Origin of the sequence: Pseudomonas sp. B34(2017) (assembly GCF_002112915.1) — a bacterium.
GTDB lineage: Bacteria > Pseudomonadota > Gammaproteobacteria > Pseudomonadales > Pseudomonadaceae > Aquipseudomonas > Aquipseudomonas pharyngis.
Map to the genome: position 1 here is coordinate 50,854 of NZ_NEJA01000002.1, position 19,418 is coordinate 70,271.

24 protein-coding genes and 3 tRNA genes are annotated in these 19,418 nt (G+C 59.3%); 11 read left to right on the top strand and 16 right to left on the bottom strand.

The features are described 5' to 3' along the window. Positions 1 to 546 precede the first annotated feature (546 nt). The 7 genes from CAF80_RS05770 (at position 547) to CAF80_RS05800 (ending at position 4,717) form a co-directional block, all read left to right on the top strand. A complete protein-coding gene (locus CAF80_RS05770; protein WP_011334464.1) occupies positions 547 to 990 on the top strand; it encodes an N-acetyltransferase in 444 nt (147 codons plus the stop codon). A gap of 127 nt (positions 991 to 1,117) precedes the next feature. Then, positions 1,118 to 1,759, top strand: coding sequence for a UvrY/SirA/GacA family response regulator transcription factor (gene uvrY / locus CAF80_RS05775; RefSeq protein WP_032829778.1), 642 nt, complete (start codon positions 1,118 to 1,120; stop codon positions 1,757 to 1,759). A 2-nt stretch (positions 1,760 to 1,761) separates the two neighbouring features. Continuing rightward, positions 1,762 to 3,585: an excinuclease ABC subunit UvrC gene (uvrC, locus tag CAF80_RS05780; protein ID WP_039768773.1), complete on the top strand. Its 1,824-nt coding sequence runs from the start codon at positions 1,762 to 1,764 to the stop codon at positions 3,583 to 3,585. 32 nt (positions 3,586 to 3,617) lie between these two features. Further along, positions 3,618 to 4,178: a CDP-diacylglycerol--glycerol-3-phosphate 3-phosphatidyltransferase gene (pgsA, locus tag CAF80_RS05785; protein ID WP_007958898.1), complete on the top strand. Its 561-nt coding sequence runs from the start codon at positions 3,618 to 3,620 to the stop codon at positions 4,176 to 4,178. A gap of 60 nt (positions 4,179 to 4,238) precedes the next feature. Continuing rightward, positions 4,239 to 4,314: transfer RNA gene (locus CAF80_RS05790), tRNA-Gly, on the top strand. 47 nt (positions 4,315 to 4,361) lie between these two features. Then, positions 4,362 to 4,435, top strand: a tRNA-Cys gene (locus CAF80_RS05795). A 195-nt stretch (positions 4,436 to 4,630) separates the two neighbouring features. Further along, positions 4,631 to 4,717: transfer RNA gene (locus CAF80_RS05800), tRNA-Leu, on the top strand. A gap of 50 nt (positions 4,718 to 4,767) precedes the next feature. Here CAF80_RS05800 and CAF80_RS05805 read toward each other — a convergent pair. The 9 genes from CAF80_RS05805 to CAF80_RS05845 all read right to left on the bottom strand — a co-directional run bounded on the left by CAF80_RS05805 (position 4,768) and on the right by CAF80_RS05845 (position 12,424). Beyond that, positions 4,768 to 5,052, bottom strand: coding sequence for a hypothetical protein (locus CAF80_RS05805; protein WP_085610429.1), 285 nt, complete (start codon positions 5,050 to 5,052; stop codon positions 4,768 to 4,770). An 81-nt stretch (positions 5,053 to 5,133) separates the two neighbouring features. Then, positions 5,134 to 5,364: a hypothetical protein gene (locus CAF80_RS05810; RefSeq protein ID WP_039768768.1), complete on the bottom strand. Its 231-nt coding sequence runs from the start codon at positions 5,362 to 5,364 to the stop codon at positions 5,134 to 5,136. Between the two features lie 120 nt (positions 5,365 to 5,484). After that, positions 5,485 to 5,715, bottom strand: a complete 231-nt coding sequence (locus tag CAF80_RS05815) for a hypothetical protein (RefSeq protein WP_039768766.1) — start codon at positions 5,713 to 5,715, stop codon at positions 5,485 to 5,487. 71 nt (positions 5,716 to 5,786) lie between these two features. Then, positions 5,787 to 7,412, bottom strand: a complete 1,626-nt coding sequence (locus tag CAF80_RS05820; protein ID WP_085666971.1) for an ABC-F family ATP-binding cassette domain-containing protein — start codon at positions 7,410 to 7,412, stop codon at positions 5,787 to 5,789. Positions 7,413 to 7,557: 145 nt separating this feature from the next. Then, positions 7,558 to 8,595 (bottom strand): DNA topoisomerase IB, encoded by a 1,038-nt coding sequence (locus tag CAF80_RS05825; RefSeq protein ID WP_085666972.1) that lies wholly within the window; start codon positions 8,593 to 8,595, stop codon positions 7,558 to 7,560. A gap of 73 nt (positions 8,596 to 8,668) precedes the next feature. Next, positions 8,669 to 9,748, bottom strand: coding sequence for a molybdenum ABC transporter ATP-binding protein (gene modC / locus CAF80_RS05830; RefSeq protein WP_074690462.1), 1,080 nt, complete (start codon positions 9,746 to 9,748; stop codon positions 8,669 to 8,671). Positions 9,749 to 9,751: 3 nt separating this feature from the next. Further along, on the bottom strand, positions 9,752 to 10,432 hold the full coding sequence (gene modB, locus CAF80_RS05835; protein WP_074690464.1) for a molybdate ABC transporter permease subunit: 681 nt from the start codon (positions 10,430 to 10,432) through the stop codon (positions 9,752 to 9,754). Further along, positions 10,433 to 11,188, bottom strand: coding sequence for a molybdate ABC transporter substrate-binding protein (gene modA / locus CAF80_RS05840; protein WP_039768755.1), 756 nt, complete (start codon positions 11,186 to 11,188; stop codon positions 10,433 to 10,435). It lies immediately after the preceding gene. A 174-nt stretch (positions 11,189 to 11,362) separates the two neighbouring features. Continuing rightward, complete coding sequence (locus CAF80_RS05845; protein ID WP_074690466.1) at positions 11,363 to 12,424, bottom strand: nitronate monooxygenase family protein; 1,062 nt, start codon at positions 12,422 to 12,424, stop codon at positions 11,363 to 11,365. A 214-nt stretch (positions 12,425 to 12,638) separates the two neighbouring features. On the opposite strand from CAF80_RS05845, the gene CAF80_RS05850 reads away from it, so the two are divergent. Next, positions 12,639 to 13,622, top strand: a complete 984-nt coding sequence (locus tag CAF80_RS05850) for an MDR family oxidoreductase (protein ID WP_085666973.1) — start codon at positions 12,639 to 12,641, stop codon at positions 13,620 to 13,622. Here the strand turns inward: CAF80_RS05850 and ada are convergent, their stop codons facing one another. The 5 genes from ada to CAF80_RS05870 form a co-directional block, all read right to left on the bottom strand. Further along, entirely contained in the window at positions 13,623 to 14,696 is a 1,074-nt protein-coding gene (ada, locus tag CAF80_RS05855; protein ID WP_039768749.1) for a bifunctional DNA-binding transcriptional regulator/O6-methylguanine-DNA methyltransferase Ada, read from the bottom strand. A gap of 88 nt (positions 14,697 to 14,784) precedes the next feature. Beyond that, positions 14,785 to 15,447: a DNA oxidative demethylase AlkB gene (alkB, locus tag CAF80_RS05860; protein ID WP_039768748.1), complete on the bottom strand. Its 663-nt coding sequence runs from the start codon at positions 15,445 to 15,447 to the stop codon at positions 14,785 to 14,787. 5 nt (positions 15,448 to 15,452) lie between these two features. Then, a complete protein-coding gene (locus tag CAF80_RS05865; protein WP_085666974.1) occupies positions 15,453 to 16,166 on the bottom strand; it encodes a 2OG-Fe(II) oxygenase in 714 nt (237 codons plus the stop codon). A gap of 91 nt (positions 16,167 to 16,257) precedes the next feature. After that, positions 16,258 to 16,428 (bottom strand): hypothetical protein, encoded by a 171-nt coding sequence (locus tag CAF80_RS28820; protein WP_092163880.1) that lies wholly within the window; start codon positions 16,426 to 16,428, stop codon positions 16,258 to 16,260. 34 nt (positions 16,429 to 16,462) lie between these two features. Then, positions 16,463 to 16,765, bottom strand: coding sequence for a DUF1883 domain-containing protein (locus CAF80_RS05870; protein WP_039768744.1), 303 nt, complete (start codon positions 16,763 to 16,765; stop codon positions 16,463 to 16,465). 210 nt (positions 16,766 to 16,975) lie between these two features. Between CAF80_RS05870 and CAF80_RS05875 the strand changes: the two genes are divergently transcribed. Both CAF80_RS05875 and CAF80_RS05880 read left to right on the top strand, forming a co-directional pair. Then, complete coding sequence (locus tag CAF80_RS05875) at positions 16,976 to 17,332, top strand: hypothetical protein (protein ID WP_085667249.1); 357 nt, start codon at positions 16,976 to 16,978, stop codon at positions 17,330 to 17,332. Between the two features lie 72 nt (positions 17,333 to 17,404). Next, positions 17,405 to 17,635 (top strand): hypothetical protein, encoded by a 231-nt coding sequence (locus CAF80_RS05880; protein ID WP_011334337.1) that lies wholly within the window; start codon positions 17,405 to 17,407, stop codon positions 17,633 to 17,635. Positions 17,636 to 17,637: 2 nt separating this feature from the next. On the opposite strand, the gene CAF80_RS05885 is transcribed toward CAF80_RS05880, so the two are convergent. Both CAF80_RS05885 and CAF80_RS05890 read right to left on the bottom strand, forming a co-directional pair. After that, positions 17,638 to 17,934 carry a hypothetical protein gene (locus tag CAF80_RS05885; protein WP_039768738.1) on the bottom strand — a complete coding sequence of 99 codons (297 nt, stop codon included), beginning with the start codon at positions 17,932 to 17,934 and terminating at the stop codon, positions 17,638 to 17,640. A 139-nt stretch (positions 17,935 to 18,073) separates the two neighbouring features. Next, positions 18,074 to 18,262, bottom strand: coding sequence for a hypothetical protein (locus CAF80_RS05890; RefSeq protein WP_039768737.1), 189 nt, complete (start codon positions 18,260 to 18,262; stop codon positions 18,074 to 18,076). Positions 18,263 to 18,509: 247 nt separating this feature from the next. Between CAF80_RS05890 and galU the strand changes: the two genes are divergently transcribed. Continuing rightward, positions 18,510 to 19,349 carry a UTP--glucose-1-phosphate uridylyltransferase GalU gene (gene galU / locus CAF80_RS05895; RefSeq protein WP_039768735.1) on the top strand — a complete coding sequence of 280 codons (840 nt, stop codon included), beginning with the start codon at positions 18,510 to 18,512 and terminating at the stop codon, positions 19,347 to 19,349. Positions 19,350 to 19,418 lie beyond the last annotated feature (69 nt).

A 19,418-nucleotide genomic window follows, 5' to 3' on the forward strand; every position in this document is an offset into this window, starting at 1 on the left:
GCCGGATTGGCTACGTGTGTTGGCTTGCCACCTGTGGGTGACCGATCGGAGGCGGCAGGCTGTCCCGAGCGGAGGCTGGTAAATCGCCAGGCGGTAAAACTGTCGTAACGGTAATAAGTGGCGTAGTTCATTGGTTGAATCCTCAAAGTGTCTGGTGTGTTGCTGAAAAAAGTTCGGGCCTGAAAAAACAAAACCCCCGGTCGGGAGGCCGACCGGGGGTTGAGAAATCTCTGGTAGGCGACCCGTTAAAATGGGCGCCGGTTGGGTATCAGGCGCGCCAGTGGCTAAACCAATACCCAAAATAAAAGCTTGCTGGAGCCGAGGCACCGTTCACCCGGGCAGCCGCAACCGAGCGCGAGGCGCTGCTGGTATGGAGCTGTGAAAGGGCGTTGAACATGAGCTGTCTCCGATGAATGCGCCGAGCTTACTAGAGGCTGCTGCGCATCAGCAATCAGAAAATGCTATCGGAGTAGCAAGAAGGACTTTATGGGTTGAGCGCTCGCCTGGGTGTGCCACACTCTGCTTTTGACGCGTATCGAGGCGGGAATGAGTTTTGAATTGCGCCAGGCAACGGCCGCCGACCTGTCGTTTGTGCGAGAGCTGACTTGCCGAAACATGCTCCGCTACTACATTCACTATGACTTGCTGTGGCAGGACGAGGCGTTCGATGTCGCCTGGGCCGGGCGCGACAACTGGTTGATCCTTCAGGAAGGCGAATTGGCGGGTTATTTCAGTCTGAGTCGTGATGCTCGGGCCGTGTACATCCGCGAATTGCAGATCGTCGAAAGCGCTCAAGGCCAGGGCGCGGGATCCTGGGCGATCGATCAGGTTGTTGCGATGGCGCGGCTGGAGCGTCGCCCGGCGTTGCGCCTGACGGTGTTCAAAAACAATCCGGCGCAAAACCTGTATCGAAAAAAAGGAATGTTGGTGCAGGGTGAGGATGAGTGTTTCCTGCGAATGCAGCTCGATTTCAGTACACCTGTGCTCTGAAACCCACAGCCGGCAAGCCCCCGATGAAGAATTGAAACTTTTAATATGTCGCTTGCCGCTAGGTCTGCCCCGCACTTTTTGCTAAGGTGTCCGGCATCCCAATAAGACCATATCGCGAGGTGTCTGCTTGATTAGGGTGCTAGTGGTCGATGACCATGATCTCGTTCGTACAGGCATTACACGTATGCTGGCCGACATCGATGGCCTGCAGGTGGTGGGCCAGGCCGAGTCCGGGGAAGAATCCCTCATCAAGGCTCGTGAGTTGAAGCCCGACGTGGTGCTGATGGACGTCAAGATGCCGGGCATCGGCGGCCTCGAAGCTACGCGCAAACTGTTGCGAAGTCATCCCGACATCAAAGTGGTTGCAGTCACCGTGTGTGAGGAAGATCCGTTTCCTACACGTTTGTTGCAGGCCGGTGCGGCGGGGTATCTGACCAAGGGCGCCGGGTTGCCGGAAATGGTTCAGGCCATTCGCCTGGTGTTCGCCGGCCAGCGCTATATCAGCCCGCAGATTGCCCAGCAACTGGCAATCAAATCCTTTCAGCCGACCAATGATTCACCGTTCGATGCGTTGTCGGAACGGGAAATCCAGATTGCGCTGATGATTGTCGGCTGTCAGAAGGTTCAGATCATTTCCGACAAGTTATGCCTGTCGCCCAAAACAGTGAATACCTACCGTTACCGCATTTTCGAGAAGCTCTCGATCAGCAGCGATGTCGAACTGACGCTTCTGGCAGTCCGTCACGGCATGGTTGATGCCAGCCTCTGACCATGACTGAAACATTCGATTCGGGCGCTTTTTTATCGACCGTCAGCGGGCGCCCCGGCGTTTATCGCATGTTCGACAGCGACGCGCGTCTGTTGTACGTAGGCAAAGCCAAGAACCTGAAGAAACGCCTGGCGAGTTACTTTCGCAAGACGGGGCTGGCGCCGAAAACGGCGGCACTGGTCGGGCGTATCGCCCAGGTCGAAACCACCATCACGTCCAACGAGACAGAGGCGTTGCTGCTTGAGCAGACTCTGATCAAGGAGTGGAGGCCGCCGTACAACATCCTGTTGCGCGACGATAAATCCTATCCTTACGTCTTTTTGTCTGACGGGCAATTCCCGCGCCTGAGCATTCATCGCGGGGCCAAGAAGGCCAAGGGCAAGTATTTCGGTCCCTATCCGAGTGCCGGGGCGATTCGCGAAAGCCTCAGCCTTCTGCAGAAGACGTTCTTCGTGCGTCAGTGCGAGGACAGCTATTACAAGAACCGGACCCGGCCGTGCCTGCAATATCAGATCAAGCGTTGCAAGGCGCCTTGTGTCGGGCTGGTCGAGCCTGAGGTGTACGCCGAGGACGTGCGTCACTCGGTAATGTTCCTCGAAGGACGCAGCCATGCGTTGACCAATGAACTGTCTACGGCGATGGAAGAGGCTGCAATCAACCTCGAGTTCGAACGCGCCGCCGAACTGCGTGACCAGATTGCCTTGCTGCGTCGGGTACAGGATCAGCAGAGCATGGAAGGCGGAACGGGTGATATCGATGTGATCGCCGCGTTCGTCAATCCGGGCGGTGCTTGTGTTCACCTGATCAGCGTGCGGGGAGGGCGAGTGCTTGGCAGCAAGAATTTCTTCCCCCAGGTCGGGATCGAAGAGGACGTAGCCGAAGTCATGGCTGCGTTTCTGGGGCAATACTTCATCAGCAGCCCGGAGCGCGACTTGCCGAGCGAGTTGATCGTCAATGTCGTTCACGAAGACTTTCCTGCGTTGATCGAGGCTATTCACACGCTACGCGGACGTGAGTTGACCATCAGTCATCGGGTGCGGGGAACACGGGCTCGCTGGCAGCAGTTGGCCGTGACCAATGCCGAGCAGGCGCTTGGCGCAAGGTTGGCCAACCGTCAACACGTTGCCGCACGCTTCGAAGCATTGGCTGAAGTGCTGAACCTCGATGAGCCGCCACAACGGCTGGAGTGCTATGACATCAGCCACTCCAGCGGTGAAGCCACGGTTGCTTCCTGCGTGGTGTTCGGGCCGGAAGGAGCGATCAAGTCGGATTATCGCCGCTACAACATCGAAGGTGTGACCGCTGGCGACGATTACGCCGCCATGCATCAGGCCCTGACCCGACGCTTCAGCAAACTTAAGGAAGGCGAGGGCAAGTTACCGGACATCCTGTTGGTGGACGGTGGCAAGGGGCAGCTGTCGATGGCACGTGATGTGCTCAACGAGCTGGCTGTCCCCGATCTGATTCTGCTGGGGGTCGCGAAGGGTGCCACGCGCAAGGCGGGCTTCGAGACTTTGTATCTGAATGATGCGGCGCATGAGTTCACCTTGCGGGGTGATTCGCCAGCACTGCACCTGATCCAGCAAATCCGTGACGAGGCCCACCGCTTTGCGATCACCGGCCACCGTGCACGGCGCGGCAAGACCCGCCGCACGTCAACGTTGGAAGGCGTTGCTGGCGTAGGGCCGACCCGGCGGCGGGACTTGTTGAAACATTTTGGTGGATTGCAGGAGCTGTCTCGTGCAAGCATCGAAGAGATCGCCAAAGCACCGGGGATCAGCAAAAAGCTAGCAGAGTCGATTTATGCAAACCTGCATAGTGAGTAGAATGCCCATTCACCTCGTAGCCAGTTGTGCCGATGAATATCCCTAATCTGATTACCGTTCTCCGCGTCCTGCTCATCCCGATCTTCATTCTGCTGTTTTATCTGCCTTACCAATGGAGCTATCTGGCCTCAAGTTCGGTATTCGCCTTTGCGGCGGCGACGGACTGGCTGGACGGCTATCTCGCGCGACGCCTGGAGCAAAGCACGCCTTTTGGTGCGTTTCTCGATCCGGTAGCCGACAAGCTCATGGTCGCCGTCGCACTGGTCTTGCTGGTGCAAGAGCATGGCAACCTTTGGCTCACACTGCCGGCAGCTGTCATTATCGGTCGCGAGATCGTGGTCTCGGCATTGCGTGAGTGGATGGCCGAACTTGGTGCCCGGGCCCATGTGGCCGTGTCGAATCTGGGCAAGTGGAAAACTGCTGCGCAGATGCTTGCTCTGGTGATTCTCCTGGCCAATCCCAAGGTTTTCAGTTTCTGGGTTGTCATCGGTTACGCGTTGCTGATGGTGTCGGCAGGCCTGACCCTGTGGTCGATGGTTCAATACCTTCGTGCTGCCTGGCCACATCTGAAGACCGATGTTGAAAAGAAATAAAACTTTTTTGAATCAAAGGGTTGACGGGGCATCTGGAATCTATAGAATGCGCCACACCAAGCGGGAATAGCTCAGTTGGTAGAGCACGACCTTGCCAAGGTCGGGGTCGCGAGTTCGAGTCTCGTTTCCCGCTCCAAGTTTGTACAACGTTTGTTGTTGCGCTACTGACAGCAAATGTTTTGAGGCCGAGTAGCAAAATGGTTATGCAGCGGATTGCAAATCCGCCTACGCCGGTTCGATTCCGACCTCGGCCTCCACTATAAACAAGCTCCGTAGATCCATGATTTACGGAGCTTTTTTATTTGCATTGCACGGAAAGATTTAGTCTTTGAAACGGCAACTGCAAACTTGCTTCACCGGGAAGTGATGTATATATTTCCCCCTCTGCCGGCGACGTGCAGTTCCTGTCAGGACTGTGAATCGTCATCAGAGTAAAGCTACACCGCGCTGCCGCCCGAATGGCGAAACTGGTAGACGCATGGGACTTAAAATCCCCCGCTCGTAAGGGCGTGCCGGTTCGATTCCGGCTTCGGGCACCATGAATATCAAGGGCTTGCATGACATACCTCATGCAAGCCCTTTTTCGTGCTCAGACAAACGCCTGCCCGCTAAATCCTCTAGGCAAACGCTGAAGCCCGGCCATAGCCGTCAACCGCTCGATCCATTCGGAACGCCAGTCGGACGCCGTGTGTGCAGCCCAGGATTGGCGAGCCGCGCGCCGCGCCTCATTGCGCTGATTTTTACGCGCATCCTTGTACGCATCGGTATTGCGGCAGCTACGGCACTTCACTCGATTGAGTTCGCTGCTGGAGGAGAGGTTGTTGCCCTTGTGCCCACAGGCCAGATGCCCGTCGACTTTGAAATGAATGACCATGGGACGTCTCCTTGGTGACGTGTAAAGGTTTTGACCTCTCACGACCAAGGGCGTTCTTTCCTGCCCCAGGCGAACGAAGAGCTATCTGAAGCGTGGTAGCGGCCGATCAATGGGTTTAAGCGACGACAAGGTACTGCGAATGAGGGGAGTGTCCTTGTCGATATCGTTCAGCCGGTCGCGGATGCGCAGAGCGGTCGGGTGTCCGCCTTGATGATCGACCCAGTCGGCGATCTCTTTGCAAGCTGCCGCGAGACGCGCCTCCCGAGCCTCGAGCAAGGTCAGCAGAGTGGTGATGGACTCTTTTTCGGACATGGAACACCTCCGTTCATTAATCCGCTCGGTAGCAGCAAAAAGCTCGCCAAGCGCGAGCTCTCTGCCGTTGGGGCGCTGCTCCTTCAGCTGGTTTGAGTATAGACCCGTAAATGACAGCTATCAGCCCGACGACTCGGGGGCGGTCACTTGCGAGCTGGCGGTGTTGAGCCGATGACATTCCTTGCGGGCGTCCTCTTCCCGGTCGAAACCATCGCCGATGAAACCACCGGTTCGCGTGTCGCAGATGCGATACCAGCCCAAGGCTTCGGCGGGCTCATGGAGCGTTTCTCCGGCGCGCCGGCCGTGGATGACAATCTTGTTGCAGCGCTTCACGACAAATATGTCTTCCATGGCGTCACCGCAGCTGATTCCTACCAGATCAACTATAGAAGCCCTGAACAATCGTGCAAAAAATAGACAAGTCAGTTCGTCGGGTGCAGTTGCCAGCCTGACTGCTGCCAGCGCAGGTGGTGGGTCGGATTCAACGCCTCAAGGAAATCCTGATCGTGGGAAACGGCGACAATTGCGCCCGGAAATGTCTGCAATGCCCGCTCGAATGCTTCCACGGAAGGCAGATCCAGATGATTGGTCGGCTCATCCAGCAACAATAGCTGCGCAGGATCCGATCGCCACAAGGCCATTGCCAATGCCGCTTTCAAGCGTTCGCCACCGCTCAAAGAAGCACAGAGGCCCGTAGCGCGGCTCGCATCCAGTTGCAAGTTGGCGAGATAGCTGCGCAGGGTGCCCTCGGTCAGCGCAGTTCCATGCATCATCAGCTGTTCGGTGATGGAACGCTGATCGTCCAGTTGGGCCAACCGCTGATCCAGGAATGCTAAGGGCACGTGTGTTGTGGCGATTCCATCGACGGGTGCGAGTTCCCCGGCGAGCACCTTCAGCAAGGTTGATTTGCCACAGCCGTTGGGACCGCTGACAGCGATCCGCATCGGGCCGTGGATCGTAAGGCTCAGTGCGCCGTTTGACAGCCAGGGCAGCCGAGCATCAACCAGCGTGCAGATCTGGCGGTTGTTCGGCACCGCGCTCCCGGGCAGGTTGATCAGCACGCTGTCCTGGGGTTGCACCTTGGCGTAAGCCTCGCGCACCTGGGCATCCAGTTCGGACTTGCGGGCCTGATGGCCCTGCCGGACATGCCCCATGATTTCCCGGGCGGCGCCCTTGATCGCCACGTATTCGAAACTGGCAATGTTGGCGGTTTCGGCGTTGCGACGGGAGTTGGCGGCGTGGCGTTGTATCGTGTCGTGCTCGCGCTGTAATCGAATCCGCTCGCGCTGGCGTTCGCTTCTGGCGTGGTCGAGACGTGCTTGCGCCGCTGCATGATGAATTCGCTGATGCTCACGAAACGCCGAGTAATTGCCACCGAATTCGATAGCCCCTGACGCGCTCAGCTCGACGATGCGCTGCATCCGGTCGAGCAGTTGCCGATCATGGCTGGCAACGATCAAGCCGGTGTGCCAGCGCTCCAGTGAATTCATCAGCCATTGCCGTCCCGATGCATCCAGATGGTTGGTCGGCTCATCGAGGATCAGCAACGGAGCCTGACTCAAAAACGCGCCAATCAGGGCGATGCGCGCTTGCTGGCCGCCACTGAGGTTGCCGGTGTGATCGGTGAAGGCCACTTCGGCCAGGCCGGCGTCATCAAGCAAGCGGCGCAGGCGGTCCGCCAGATCCCATTGTTCGCCAATGAGGTCGAAATCCTCGACTGATCCGCAGCCCCGGTTCATTCGCTCCAGCGCTTGAAGAATCGCGGCGCTGCCGGTGGACTCGGCGACCGTCTCGCCGGCTGTCGCGACAAAGGTTTGTGCCACGTAGGTCGTCGCCACGGCGCGCGTCACGCTGCCGCTTGTAGGTTGCCAAAATCCGGCGATCAGGCGCGCCAGTACACTTTTGCCAACGCCGTTGCGTCCGACAATGGCGGTCGGGGTGTGATCGAATTTCAGATTCAGTGCAGTGAAAATCGTCTCGCCATTGGCGAACTGGAAACCCAGTTGATTCAGGGAGACGAGAGCAGGCGTACGCGAGACGTGAGTCATCGGCACCTCCAAAAAATGTCGTGAGCATTGACAAGCGCCAGGAGCGGCGTGTCGCGATTACATTTTTTTGAGGGCTTAGTTGTTCACTTCTGCGGTCGTCCCGGGGAGGTAGGAGGGCGTAGCCTATTCGAGATGGCCGAAGGCTTCAAGGTGCAGCTGCCTTCTCGACCATCCGTTCAAGGAACAGGGCCAGCGCGACTTCTTCCTTGCGCAGCCCCTTGCGGACGCGTGGTTTCGGCAACTCGGCCAGGGCCCCGAGCATGAAGTGCTCGACCACCGCCGGGTGGATGTAGCACTTGCGACAGACCGCCGGCGTGTTGCCCAGTTGGCGGGCGACGCCCTTCACCATCTCGACCACATGCCGCTTGGCTTCGGCCTCGGATTCCCATTGCAGCTCCCGCAGGACTGCCAACGCCAATGCGCTGCCGGCCCAGGTCCGGTAATCCTTGGCGGTGAAATCCGCCCCGGTCAGGGTCTGCAGGTAGCTGTTGACGTCGGAAGAGCTGACGGTGTGTCGCTCGCCGTTTTCATCCAGATACTGAAACAGGTTCTGCCCCGGTAATTCCAGGCAGCGCTTGATGATCCGCGCCAGGCGCCGGTCCTTCACTGTGATCTGATGCTCGATGCCACTCTTGCCGCGAAACTGGAACAGGATCGCACTCCCGTTGATCTCGACATGCCGGCTGCGCAGGGTGGTCAGGCCATAGGAGCGATTGTCCCGCGCGTATTGCGTGTTGCCGACGCGGATCAGGGTGGCGTCGAGCAGCGTGATGACGGTCGCCATGACTTTGTCTCGGCTGAAGCCCGGCGATGCCAGCAGCGCTTCCAGCTGTTTGCGTAGTTTGGGCAGCGCCAGACCGAATTCACGCAGTCGCGAATACTTGTCCGCGTCGCGCACCTCGCGCCAGCGCGCGTGATAGCGATATTGCTTGCGCCCACGGGCATCGCGCCCGGTGGCTTGCAGATGGCCGCGCGGGTCGGCGCAGATCCACACGTCGACATAGGCCGGTGGAACGGCCAGTGAATTGATGCGTTTGATCTCGTCGGGATCGGTGATGCGCTGGCCCTCGGGATTGAAATAGGCGAATTTCCCGCGCAGTTTTTTTCGGGTAATACCGGGCTGGGTGTCATCGACGTAATGCAGATCCGAAGGCAATACCTCGGTGAGCGCAGTATCGGGCATGGCGGACTTCCTTCGCGGCAAATCAGGCTGTTAAAGCCATTGACCGCACGCCATGACGGTCGTGCCCGCGGGTTTACGCCAGCACCGCGACGGCCTTGATCTGGGCCCACAATGACTGGCCCGGATGCACGCCGAGTTGGTCCCGCGAGTAGCGTGTGATGCGCGCCAGCAGCGGTGTGCCCCCTGCATCGAGACGAATGAGCACGTGGGCGGCGTTATCGGCCGGCTGCTCGCTGACGACTGTAACCGGCAGTCGATTGAGGATGCTGCTGAACTCGCTGTTTTGCAGGGTCAGGCTGATGTCGCGCGCGTGCACCTTGCAGCGCAATCTCTGGCCCGTCGTCATCGGCGCGTGGGTCACGCGAATGCTCAGAGGCGAGTCCGGCAATTGCAGGGTGAGCAATTGATAGTCGGCATCGTAGTCGCTGACCTGGCCTTCGATGATCACGCCGGCGTCGTTGTCCATGGCCAGGGGCAGGTCGAGCCGTGCCAGGGTTTCGCCAATCGGACCGCTGGCCAGCGCTTTGCCGTCGCTGAGCAGCACCAGATGATCGGCGAGCCTGGCCACTTCGTCCTGCGCGTGGCTGACATACAGCACCGGGATTTCCAGTTCGTCGTGCAGGCGTTGCAGGTAGGGCAGGATTTCGCTTTTGCGCTGACTGTCGAGGGCCGCCAAAGGCTCATCCATCAGCAGCAATTTGGGGCTGGTCAACAGCGCGCGAGCGATGCCGACACGCTGACGCTCACCGCCGGACAGATGCTGAGGGTGACGATCCAGCAAATGGCCGATGCCCAGCAATTCGGTGGCTTGGGTCATGTCGACCCGGCGCTGCGCCTTGGGAATGCGCTTGAGGCCGAACTGCAGATTGGCCAGCACCGACAGATGCGCAAACAGGCTGGCTTCTTGAAACACATAGCCGACCGCACGTTTGTGTGGCGGCACGAAGATGCCTTTTTCGCTGTCCTGCCAGACCTCGTCATTGATGCGGATAACGGCCTGCGGCGCGCGTTCGAGCCCGGCAATGCAGCGCAGGCACGTGGTCTTGCCCGAGCCGGACTGACCGAACAGCGCCGTCACGCCGCGACCGGGCAGCTGCAGATCAACGTCGAGGCTGAAGCCCGACCAGGCCAGTTTCAGGCGTGCATCAATCATCGATCAGCTCCAGCCCGTGCGGGTTTTGCGGCTGGAATACAGCGCCAGCAATACCAGAAACGAAAACACCAGCATCGCCCCGGCCAGCCAGTGCGCCTGCGCGTACTCCATGGCTTCGACGTGGTCGTAGATCTGTACGGAAACCACCCGGGTCTTGTCGGGAATATTCCCGCCGATCATCAACACCACACCGAATTCTCCGACGGTGTGGGCGAAGCCGAGGATTGCCGCAGTGATGAAGCCGGGGCGAGCCAGGGGCAGAATCACGCTGAAAAAAGTGTCCCAGGGATTGGCGCGCAAGGTCGCCGCCACTTCCAGAGGACGAGTACCGATTGCGGAGAAGGCGTTTTGCAACGGCTGCACCACGAACGGCATGGAATAGAGCACAGAGCCGATCACAAGGCCGATGAAGCTGAAGGTCAAGGTGCCAAGCCCCAGCCACTGGGTGAAATGGCCAATGAAGCCATTGGGGCCGAGCGCCAGCAACAGATAGAAGCCAATGACCGTCGGTGGCAGCACCAACGGCAGCGCGACAATCGCGCCGATGGGACCGCGCAACCAGGAACGGCTGCGCGACAACCACAGGGCAATCGGCGTACCGACGACCAGCAAGATCGCGGTGGTCAGGGACGCCAGTTTCAGGGTCAGCCAGATCGCCGCGAAATCGGCACTCGTCAGCGCCATTTACAGTTGATAACCGTAGGACTTGATGACCGCAGCGGCTTTCGCGCCTTTGAGGTAATCAACCAGCGCCTTGGCAGCGGCGTTGTCCTTGCCTTTGTTGAGGATCACCGCGTCTTGCTTGATCGGGTCGTGCATGCTCGCCGGAACGATCCACGCCGAACCGCTGCTGACCTTGCCATCCTTGTAGATCTGCGACAGGGCGACGAAGCCCAGCTCGGCGTTGCCGGTGGACACGAACTGGTAGGCCTGGGTGATGTTCTGGCCTTCGACGATCTTGGCTTTGGTGGCGTCGGTCAGTTTCAGCTTTTCCAGCACCTGGGTGGCGGCCAGACCGTAAGGCGCGGCTTTCGGGTTGGCGATGGACAGGTGCTGGTATTGGTTTTTCTTCAGGACATCGCCTTTGGCGTCGACGTAACCTTCCTTGGCCGACCACAGCGCCAGGGTGCCGATGGCGTAGGTGAAGCGCGAACCTTTGACGGTTTCGCCTTCTTTCTCGAGTTTTTCAGGTGTGGTGTCGTCGGCCGAGAGGAATACCTCGAACGGCGCGCCGTTCTTGATCTGGGTGTAGAACTGGCCAGTAGCGCCATAGGCTGCGACCAGTTTGTGCCCGGTGTCTTTTTCGAAATCGGCGGCAATCGCCTGGATCGGTGCGGTAAAGTTGGCCGCGACGGCAACTTGCACTTCGTCGGCCTGCGCCGCGCCGATGGCGAATACCGCGAGCAGGGCAGGGGCAAAACGTGAGGCACGATTGATCATGTAACGGCTCCGTGGGTGGCAAATGCAGTGGGCAGTCGTTATCGAAGGAGAGACTGCGCCGATGCGAAAAGGTGAAGCGCTATATATCGAAATATATAGCGAAATGCCGCCAAACGGAAAGCACTCCTTTGAAATCGGGTGAGGGCTCCACGTTTCCTCCCCCGATCGAGTTCATCATCGCGTCAGTTTTGCCAGTGCGCCTTCAGCCAGTTGTCGGGTCAATTCAGCGCTGCCGAGGTCTTTCCCGAGTGTGAAGGCCTGGCCGGCCCAGAGGTTGCTGAAATCTGGTTCGCCCTTCGCACGCAGCGGCATCAAGGCACCGCCAGCCAGCGGAAAAGCGGGGGGCTTGTCCGACATCGGGCCCAGTTCGCGCATCACCCGATTGAGAATCCCCCGCGCCGGGCGTCCGGTAAAGAGGTTGGTCACCGCCGTTTCGCTTTCCTTGGCGGTACGCAAAGCCTTGTGGTGCGACGCGCTGACTTTCGCTTCCGGAGTAAACAGATACGCCGTGCCGACTTGAACTGCCGAAGCGCCGAGCATGAACGCTGCCGCCACACCGCGCGCATCGGCAATCGCACCGGCCGCAATCACCGGGACGCTCACCGCGTCGACCACTTGCGGCACCAGGGCAAACGTACCGACCTGACTGCTCAGGTCATCGCTGAGAAACATCCCGCGATGGCCACCGGCCTCGTAACCCATGGCGATGATCGCGTCGCAACCGTTCTGCTCCAGCCAGATCGCTTCGTCGACGGTGGTTGCCGAAGAGATGATTTTCGCACCAGTGGCCTTGACCCGATCCAGCAAGGACTTTTCCGGCAGGCCGAAGTGGAAGCTCACCACTTCAGGGCGAAACTCTTCCAGCACCTCGCAGGCGGCTGCATCGAAGGGCGCGCGGTTGGACACCGGCGTCGGCGCATCGAAATCGACACCCAGTTCGCGATAGTAGGGTTCCAGCAGGTTTTTCCAGTCGCGGGCCTTTTGCTCATCGGCGGCCGGAGGCTGATGGCAGAAGAAGTTGACATTGAACGGCTTGTTCGTGCCCTGGCGAATGGTTTTCAGTTCTTCGCGCAGTTGCTCGATGGTCAGCATCGCGGCCGGCATCGAACCGAGGCCACCGGCGTTGCAAGTTGCGATAACCATGGATGAATTAGTGGCTCCGGCCATGGGGCCCTGGATGATCGGCAGTTCGATGCCGAACAGGTCAAGAATGCGGGTATCAGGCCATTGGCTCATGGAATAGCTTCTCCGACGACAAAACAGGGCAGGGACGGTAGCAGCCGGTTTTTTAACGCAAAGCCAACCCCATGACCAGCACAGATTTGTAGCTTGAACAGCCGACTTTGGCTCGGCGTTGGGGCGCGATTGGCTAAAGGTCGAGTGGGGCAAAATGTTGCAATGTGCTATTCCAATGCCTCGACATCCTGAATTTCACCGGTAAGAGGCAGTCATGTTTAAAGGCATTGTGATCGATAAAGACAACAGCGGTTATCGCGCCAACCTGCAAGAGATCAGTGATGAGCAGCTGCCGGACGGCGATGTGACGGTTCGCGTCGCGTACAGCACGCTGAACTTCAAGGACGGCCTGGCGATCACCGGCAGCAGCCCGGTGGTGCGCAAGTTTCCGATGGTGCCGGGGATCGATCTGGCGGGCACCGTCGAAGTCAGCTCGCACCCGAACTACAAGGTCGGCGACGCGGTGCTGCTCAACGGCTGGGGCGTCGGCGAAAGCCACTGGGGCGGACTCGCGCAGAAGGCGCGACTGAACGGTGACTGGCTGATTCCGCTGCCCAAGGCATTCACCGCCGCGCAAGCCATGGCCATCGGCACGGCGGGTTATACGGCGATGCTGTGCGTCATGGCGCTGGAGCGCAACGGTGTGACAGCGCAACAGGGCGAAGTGCTGGTGACCGGCGCCAACGGTGGCGTCGGCAGTTTTGCGATTGCGTTGCTGAGCAAACTTGGCTACCGCGTGGTCGCTTCGACCGGTCGGGTGTCGGAACACGAATACCTGAAACAACTGGGTGCCAGCGAAATCATTGATCGCGCCACCCTGTCCGAACCCGGCAAGCCGCTGGCCAAGGAGCGCTGGGCGGGCGTCATCGATTCGGTCGGCAGCCACACGCTCGCCAATGCCTGCGCCAGCACTCGGGCCGAAGGCACCGTGGCTGCATGCGGTCTGGCTCAGGGCATGGATTTCCCGGCGTCGGTGGCGCCGTTCATTCTGCGTGGCGTGACACTGGCCGGGATCAACAGCGTGACCCAGCCCACGGCCCGCCGCATCGAGGCTTGGGATCGTCTGGCGAAGGACCTGGATTTTGCCCTGTTGCCACTGATCAGTCATGAAATCGGCCTCGGCGAAGCTATCGACGCGGCACCGAAGTTGCTGGCGGGGCAACTCCGGGGGCGAGTTGTCGTTGATGTGAATCGCTGATTACTGTCGGGGTTTGCCTTCACGCTCGAGCAATTCGCGCTTGCGCTCCACGCCCCAGCGGTAGCCCGACAGATTGCCGTCACTGCGCACAACGCGATGACAGGGGATCGCTACCGCCAGGCTGTTGGCGCCGCAAGCCTGGGCCACAGCGCGCACGGCTTTTGGCGAGCCGATCCGCAGGGCGATGTCCGCGTAGCTGGCGGTGCTGCCGACCGGTATTTCCCGCAGCGCCTGCCACACCCGTTCCTGAAACGCGGTGCCGCGCACATCCAGCGGTAAGTCGAGGCCGATGGCAGGCGCTTCGATGAAGCCGACGACGCGAGCGATCAGTTGTTCGAACTCGGCATCGGCACCGATCAGGTTGGCCCGGCGAAACTGGTCCTGCAGGTCGCACACCAATTGGTGCGGATCGTCCCCCAGCAGAATCGCGCAAATCCCGCGCTCACTCTGTGCCACCAGAATAGCCCCGAGCGAGCATTGGCCGACGGCGAAGCGGATGTCGTTGTTCTGGCCGGCAGCCCGGAAGTCGCCGGGTTTCATGCCCAGCACCTGATCGGCCGCCTCGTAGAAACGGCTGTTGGAATTGAAACCGGCGTCATACAACGCGTCGGTCACCGAGCCGCCGTCCGCCAGACGCTGACGAACCCGACGCGAGCGATGCGCGGCGGCATAGCCTTTGGGCGTCAGGCCCGTTGCTGCTTTGAACACGCGATGAAAATGAAAGGCGCTCAGGCCGGCAGTCTCGGCGAGATCGTTGAGCGCCGGCAGGCTGTCCGACGCTTCGATCTGGCGACAGGCTGCCGCGACGGTCGCAGCATGTTGCGCGGCGACTTCGGTCTGATCCTTGCTCGCCCGTTTGCTGGGACGATAGCCCGCTGCCTCGGCATCCTCGGCGGTGTCGAAAAACTCGACGTTCTGCGGTTTCGGCAAGCGCGCCAGGCTGCTGGGGCGGCAATAGATGCCGGTGGTTTTCACGGCATAGACGAACTGGCCGTCCGCCCGAGCGTCGCGTGCCACGACTGCGGCCCAGCGTGGATCGTCTTCAGTGTTCAGCGAGGTGGTAAGCGTTTTCATGATGGAGAGTCCGTTGACCTGTTGAATTTCAGGTTAACCAGTGCCACCGGCCGGAACACTCCGAGCCTTGCGGTCAAACTTTGCAGGATTATCCGGCGACGCGAAACGTGAGGTTGAAGCGTTGTTCTCCCAGGCGCGGGTGTCGGCCAGGCTTGATTGGCAGGATGCCGTGAAAGCGCAGCCGGTCGACGCCGCCCCAGATCACCATGTCGCCGTGCAGTAGCGGGATTTTCTGGCTCCTGTCGCCACGCGTGAAACCGCCGAACAGGAACGTCGCGGGCAAGCCCAATGACAGCGAAACGATCGGCGCTTCGTAGGCATTTTCGTCTTTGTCCTGATGCAACGACATCTTCGCGCCTGGGACATAACGATTGATCAGGCAGGAATCCGGCATGAAGTCGGAAAATCCGGCGCCTTTCGCCGCCGCCTGTGCCAATTCACGAAACACCTCGGGCATTGCCGGCCAGGGTCGATGGCTCACTGGATCTTCGGATGAATAGCGGTAACCGCTGCGATCGGTGATCCAGCCCAGTGCACCGCAACTGCTGGTGGCCACCGACATGCTGAAGCCCCCGGGCGTCATCATGTGGCGCAACGGAGCGCAGGCTATGATCGATTCCAGGGCCGGCAACAACTGCTCGATTCGCGGCAATGCAAAGCCGCGCAACACCCAGGATTGCTCGCCGATCTGTTCGGCGCGCCGGGGCTGCTCGGATTCTGTGTCGGCGAACAGATCGAAGGTGGTTTGCATGATCGTCAGGTCGCGTCGTGGAAGATGATGCCCAGAGTATGCCGTTTTCCGCTGTGCAGTCGGCTGACACCGTGGCGCATGGTCACCCGATAGTCGCCGCGCACGCCTTTGACCGGGCGCTGGTTGACGGCAAAGATCAGCGCGTCGCCTTTTCTCAGGTCCATCACCAGAGGGCGTGATTGCATTCTCGGACGTTGTTCCGTCAGGACAAATTCACCGCCGGTGAAATCTTCGCCAGGTTCTGACAGAAGAATCGCCACTTGCAGCGGAAACACATGTTCGCCGTACAGATCCTGATGCAGACAGTTGTAGTCCTGCGGGCCGTATTGCAGCAAGAGCGGGGTAGGTCGCAGTTGACCGGCGGCGTGGCAGCGCTCGAGAAATTCGCTGTGTTGCGCTGGAAAACGCTCCAGCAGCCCCATTCGCTCCTGCCAGCGGTTGGCCAGAGGCACGAGTCGCGGGTAAAGCGCGCTGCGCAGGCGTTCCACCACGGATGGAAGCGGATAGCGCAGGTATTTGTATTCCCCGCGTCCGAAACCGTGGTGGGCCATGATCACCTGGGACCGGAACGGTTCGCTTTGTGGGTAAAGCGCACTCAATCGATCGCAGGTCTCCGGGCGCAGCAGCGTGCGGATGACGGCACAACCGTCCTGATCCAGTTGCCGCTCCAGGGCGATCCAGTCGAGCGCATCGAGCGGGGAGGCGGGTGAGGGTGACATGCTGATTCCTTGGCGTACATTCAGGTATCAGTCTGGGCCATCCACCCGGCCGGAACACTCCGCCGCTTGCGGTCAAATTGTCATCCGGGGCTTACAGGGCTTTGCTGACGCTGATGTCGCTGATCACATCGTCGCTCTGGCCGTGCAGGGCATTCAGTGCTGCCTTGGCTTCTTCCGGCGTGCCGTTTTCCAGTTGGGCGAACTCGAAGCGGCGTTCACCGTTGAGTTTGTACTTGATTACGTATTTGGTCGTTTGGGCCACGTTGATGCTTACCTGTCTGCGTTGGCGGAACCGCTCAGCTGAGTTTGGAGCTGGAGCGGCGGATGATCTTGATCGAATGCGTCAGGGTCGGCTTGCGGGTCACGCTGATTGCCCGGCGGCTGACGGTGTCGATGGTGATGTTCCAGAAACCGGTGCTGGGTGCGGTGATGCGGGCTGGAAACGTGTCAAAGGCGCCGCCGTGATAGGTGTGGCGCCCGCCATTTTTGAAGCTGCGGAAGTTGGCGTCGTTCATCAAGCGGATGTTGCAGGTTTGCGAGCATTGAATGACGACGATGTCGTCTTCGTTGAGGTGCTCGCGCTGGTGAATGAATTTCATGGGCGCCTCCAGAAGGGCTTTTTCTACAAAATCAAAACGATAGCATTGTCGATTGGCGCAGTTTATCAGCCCGGACAGGTTATTATCCGGCCGTCGGGCAGCGCTTTGACAATTAAAAACAGAATTCACGATTCGATGTGGGTTAAATGCAGTGAGCCTCGGAGAAAAACGGCATTCATGCTGTCGGAGGGTCTTTATTGGAGGTTTTGTATGAAGTGGGGTGTGGTGATTCTGCCGTTGGCATTGGCAATGGGTGGTTGCGCAAGTGTTTCGGAAATCAATGAAACACTGCCGACCATGAACGTCATTTCCGGCAAGAAGCCCCATGAATATGCTGAATGCCTGGCCGAAAAGCTGTCCAGCAGCCGCGGTGCCCTGCAGGTAGAGCGGGACAAGGACGAGGTTCGGGTCATTGTGCCGGGCAAGCTGGGATCGGGTCCGGCGGCGGTGTTTGACATCGAGGATCGCTCCGGTGGCAGCAGCATCAAGCTGCACGAGCGGATGTCCAACGTGCCGCTGCGTCCATGGGATGTACGCAAAGCCGCCACGGCCTGTATTTCCGGCTGATAGACTGTCAGCAGTCAGCATTGATGCCGTCACAGCGTTGCTGTGGCGGCATTGTCATTTCTGGAGCGGTAAATGAAGAGAGAGCAGGTGCGGGAGCGACACAAGGAGGGGCTCATTGCGGCTACCCATGTGATCCAGAACCCGGCGAATCCGGGGGAGTGGATCGTGTTTTTCAAGAAAAGCGCCGGGCGCAGTTACTTCCTGGTCGACGATAACGACGAAGTCGAATCATTCAACCGGCTCGACGACCTGATCGAGGTCGTGCGCGGGCTGGGGATCAAATTCGCCGAAATTCACATGTAAGGCTATTTGCAGACCACTACCACGCTGCGGGTTTTGTAGTTGCCGACGTCGACGCCCAGCGTCTTGTCGTCTTCCTTGGGCGCCGGTGTGCCGTCAGTTCCGACGATGCGATAACCGGTGCCGGCGCAGGACGCGTCAGCCTTTTCATAGCAGGTGGCCCAGGAATTGGCCTCGCCGGAGCAATCGATGCTCAACCCTTGTTCGCCATTGTTCAGGTAAGTGGTCTGTGAAGTGGCGCAGCCGGTCAGGGCGGCGAGTGCAATCAGCGGCAGGAAACTGATGAGGGAACGGTTGGTCATGGCAATGTCGTCTTCGAGGAGGAGGGGCTAGACGCTATGACAGCGCCGGCAGGAAAAGGTTATAGCGATTGGCCACTTCTTTTCGCGCAGCCAAAAAAAAGCCCTGCGCAATGGCAGGGCCGGCCTTCGTCGTTACCGATCAGTCCTGTTCCTTGCCGCGACGTTTCGGAGCTGCGGGCGTGTAATCGAGCACCGCGGCGACTTCAATCGCCATCGCCTCTGTGGGCAACGGGCCGGACACGTCTTCGCCGTTGGTGGCAGTGATATGCCACTGGCCATCTTTAGCCTTGGCGACGGTGTACCCGTTGATGATTTTTGCTGCGGACATCTAGCGGCCTCGTTGGCTGGTTCAAAGGCGCCATGATAACGGTAAATGGGCGAACGGGCGCAGGTCGATGCGGCGTTCCGAGATCTTTGGGCTAAGCTGAATGCGCAGCCTCTGTGAGCGGATTGAACTATCCGCCAGATTATTTCTCTATGTTGACATCGGTTAGCCAGTGCGGGGCATTGTAAGGTGCGCGCCGCCTGATTAGACTGCGCCGAAACTCGTACACACAGCCCTTTCAAGGACTTATATGATCAAGAAATGCTTGTTCCCAGCAGCCGGTTACGGTACTCGCTTCCTCCCAGCGACGAAGGCCATGCCCAAAGAAATGCTGCCGGTGGTAAACAAGCCACTGATCCAGTACGGCGTCGAAGAAGCTCTGGATGCTGGCCTGAACGAAATTTCCATCGTGACCGGCCGTGGCAAGCGCGCCCTGGAAGACCACTTCGACATCAGCTACGAGCTGGAAAACCAGATCAAGGGCACCGACAAGGAAAAATACCTGGTCGGTATCCGCAAGCTGCTGGACGAGTGCTCGTTCTCCTACACCCGCCAGACCGAAATGAAAGGCCTGGGTCACGCGATCCTGACCGGTCGCCCATTGATCGGCGACGAACCGTTCGCCGTAGTGCTGGCGGACGACCTGTGCGTCAACCTCGACGGTGACGGCGTACTGACCCAGATGGTCAAGCTGTACAAGCAGTTCCGCTGCTCGATCATCGCCATTCAGGAAGTCGATCCGCAAGAAACCAGCAAGTACGGCGTGATCGCTGGCGAAATGATCCGCGACGACATCTACCGCGTACACAGCATGGTCGAGAAGCCAAAGCCGGAAGACGCACCGTCGAACCTGGCGATCATTGGTCGTTACATTCTGACTCCGGACATCTTCGACCTGATCGAACAGACCGAGCCAGGCAAGGGCGGTGAAATCCAGATCACCGACGCCCTGATGAAACAAGCCCAGAACGGCTGCGTGATGGCTTACAAGTTCAAAGGCAAGCGCTTCGACTGCGGTGGTGCTGAAGGCTATATCGAAGCAACCAACTTCTGCTTCGAAAACTTCTACAAGACTGGCAAGGCTTACTGATAGCGCCTGATCTGCCTGTACGAAAAAGCCACCTTCGGGTGGCTTTTTCATTTTCCGCCCCTATATCGG

Coding starts and splice junctions, on each gene's coding strand:
- uvrC (WP_039768773.1), top strand. CDS start 1,762: ATGACTGAAACATTCGATTCGGGCGCTTTTTTATCGACCGTCAGCGGG.
- CAF80_RS05890 (WP_039768737.1), bottom strand. CDS start 18,262: ATGTCCGCAGCAAAAATCATCAACGGGTACACCGTCGCCAAGGCTAAA.
- CAF80_RS05820 (WP_085666971.1), bottom strand. CDS start 7,412: ATGACTCACGTCTCGCGTACGCCTGCTCTCGTCTCCCTGAATCAACTG.
- modA (WP_039768755.1), bottom strand. CDS start 11,188: ATGATCAATCGTGCCTCACGTTTTGCCCCTGCCCTGCTCGCGGTATTC.
- ada (WP_039768749.1), bottom strand. CDS start 14,696: ATGAAAACGCTTACCACCTCGCTGAACACTGAAGACGATCCACGCTGG.
- CAF80_RS05770 (WP_011334464.1), top strand. CDS start 547: ATGAGTTTTGAATTGCGCCAGGCAACGGCCGCCGACCTGTCGTTTGTG.
- CAF80_RS05845 (WP_074690466.1), bottom strand. CDS start 12,424: ATGAGCCAATGGCCTGATACCCGCATTCTTGACCTGTTCGGCATCGAA.
- CAF80_RS05810 (WP_039768768.1), bottom strand. CDS start 5,364: ATGTCCGAAAAAGAGTCCATCACCACTCTGCTGACCTTGCTCGAGGCT.
- modC (WP_074690462.1), bottom strand. CDS start 9,748: ATGATTGATGCACGCCTGAAACTGGCCTGGTCGGGCTTCAGCCTCGAC.
- CAF80_RS05880 (WP_011334337.1), top strand. CDS start 17,405: ATGAAGAGAGAGCAGGTGCGGGAGCGACACAAGGAGGGGCTCATTGCG.
- pgsA (WP_007958898.1), top strand. CDS start 3,618: ATGAATATCCCTAATCTGATTACCGTTCTCCGCGTCCTGCTCATCCCG.
- CAF80_RS05805 (WP_085610429.1), bottom strand. CDS start 5,052: ATGGTCATTCATTTCAAAGTCGACGGGCATCTGGCCTGTGGGCACAAG.
- CAF80_RS05865 (WP_085666974.1), bottom strand. CDS start 16,166: ATGTCACCCTCACCCGCCTCCCCGCTCGATGCGCTCGACTGGATCGCC.
- CAF80_RS05815 (WP_039768766.1), bottom strand. CDS start 5,715: ATGGAAGACATATTTGTCGTGAAGCGCTGCAACAAGATTGTCATCCAC.
- alkB (WP_039768748.1), bottom strand. CDS start 15,447: ATGCAAACCACCTTCGATCTGTTCGCCGACACAGAATCCGAGCAGCCC.
- CAF80_RS05875 (WP_085667249.1), top strand. CDS start 16,976: ATGAAGTGGGGTGTGGTGATTCTGCCGTTGGCATTGGCAATGGGTGGT.
- CAF80_RS05870 (WP_039768744.1), bottom strand. CDS start 16,765: ATGAAATTCATTCACCAGCGCGAGCACCTCAACGAAGACGACATCGTC.
- modB (WP_074690464.1), bottom strand. CDS start 10,432: ATGGCGCTGACGAGTGCCGATTTCGCGGCGATCTGGCTGACCCTGAAA.
- CAF80_RS05850 (WP_085666973.1), top strand. CDS start 12,639: ATGTTTAAAGGCATTGTGATCGATAAAGACAACAGCGGTTATCGCGCC.
- CAF80_RS05885 (WP_039768738.1), bottom strand. CDS start 17,934: ATGACCAACCGTTCCCTCATCAGTTTCCTGCCGCTGATTGCACTCGCC.
- CAF80_RS05825 (WP_085666972.1), bottom strand. CDS start 8,595: ATGCCCGATACTGCGCTCACCGAGGTATTGCCTTCGGATCTGCATTAC.
- galU (WP_039768735.1), top strand. CDS start 18,510: ATGATCAAGAAATGCTTGTTCCCAGCAGCCGGTTACGGTACTCGCTTC.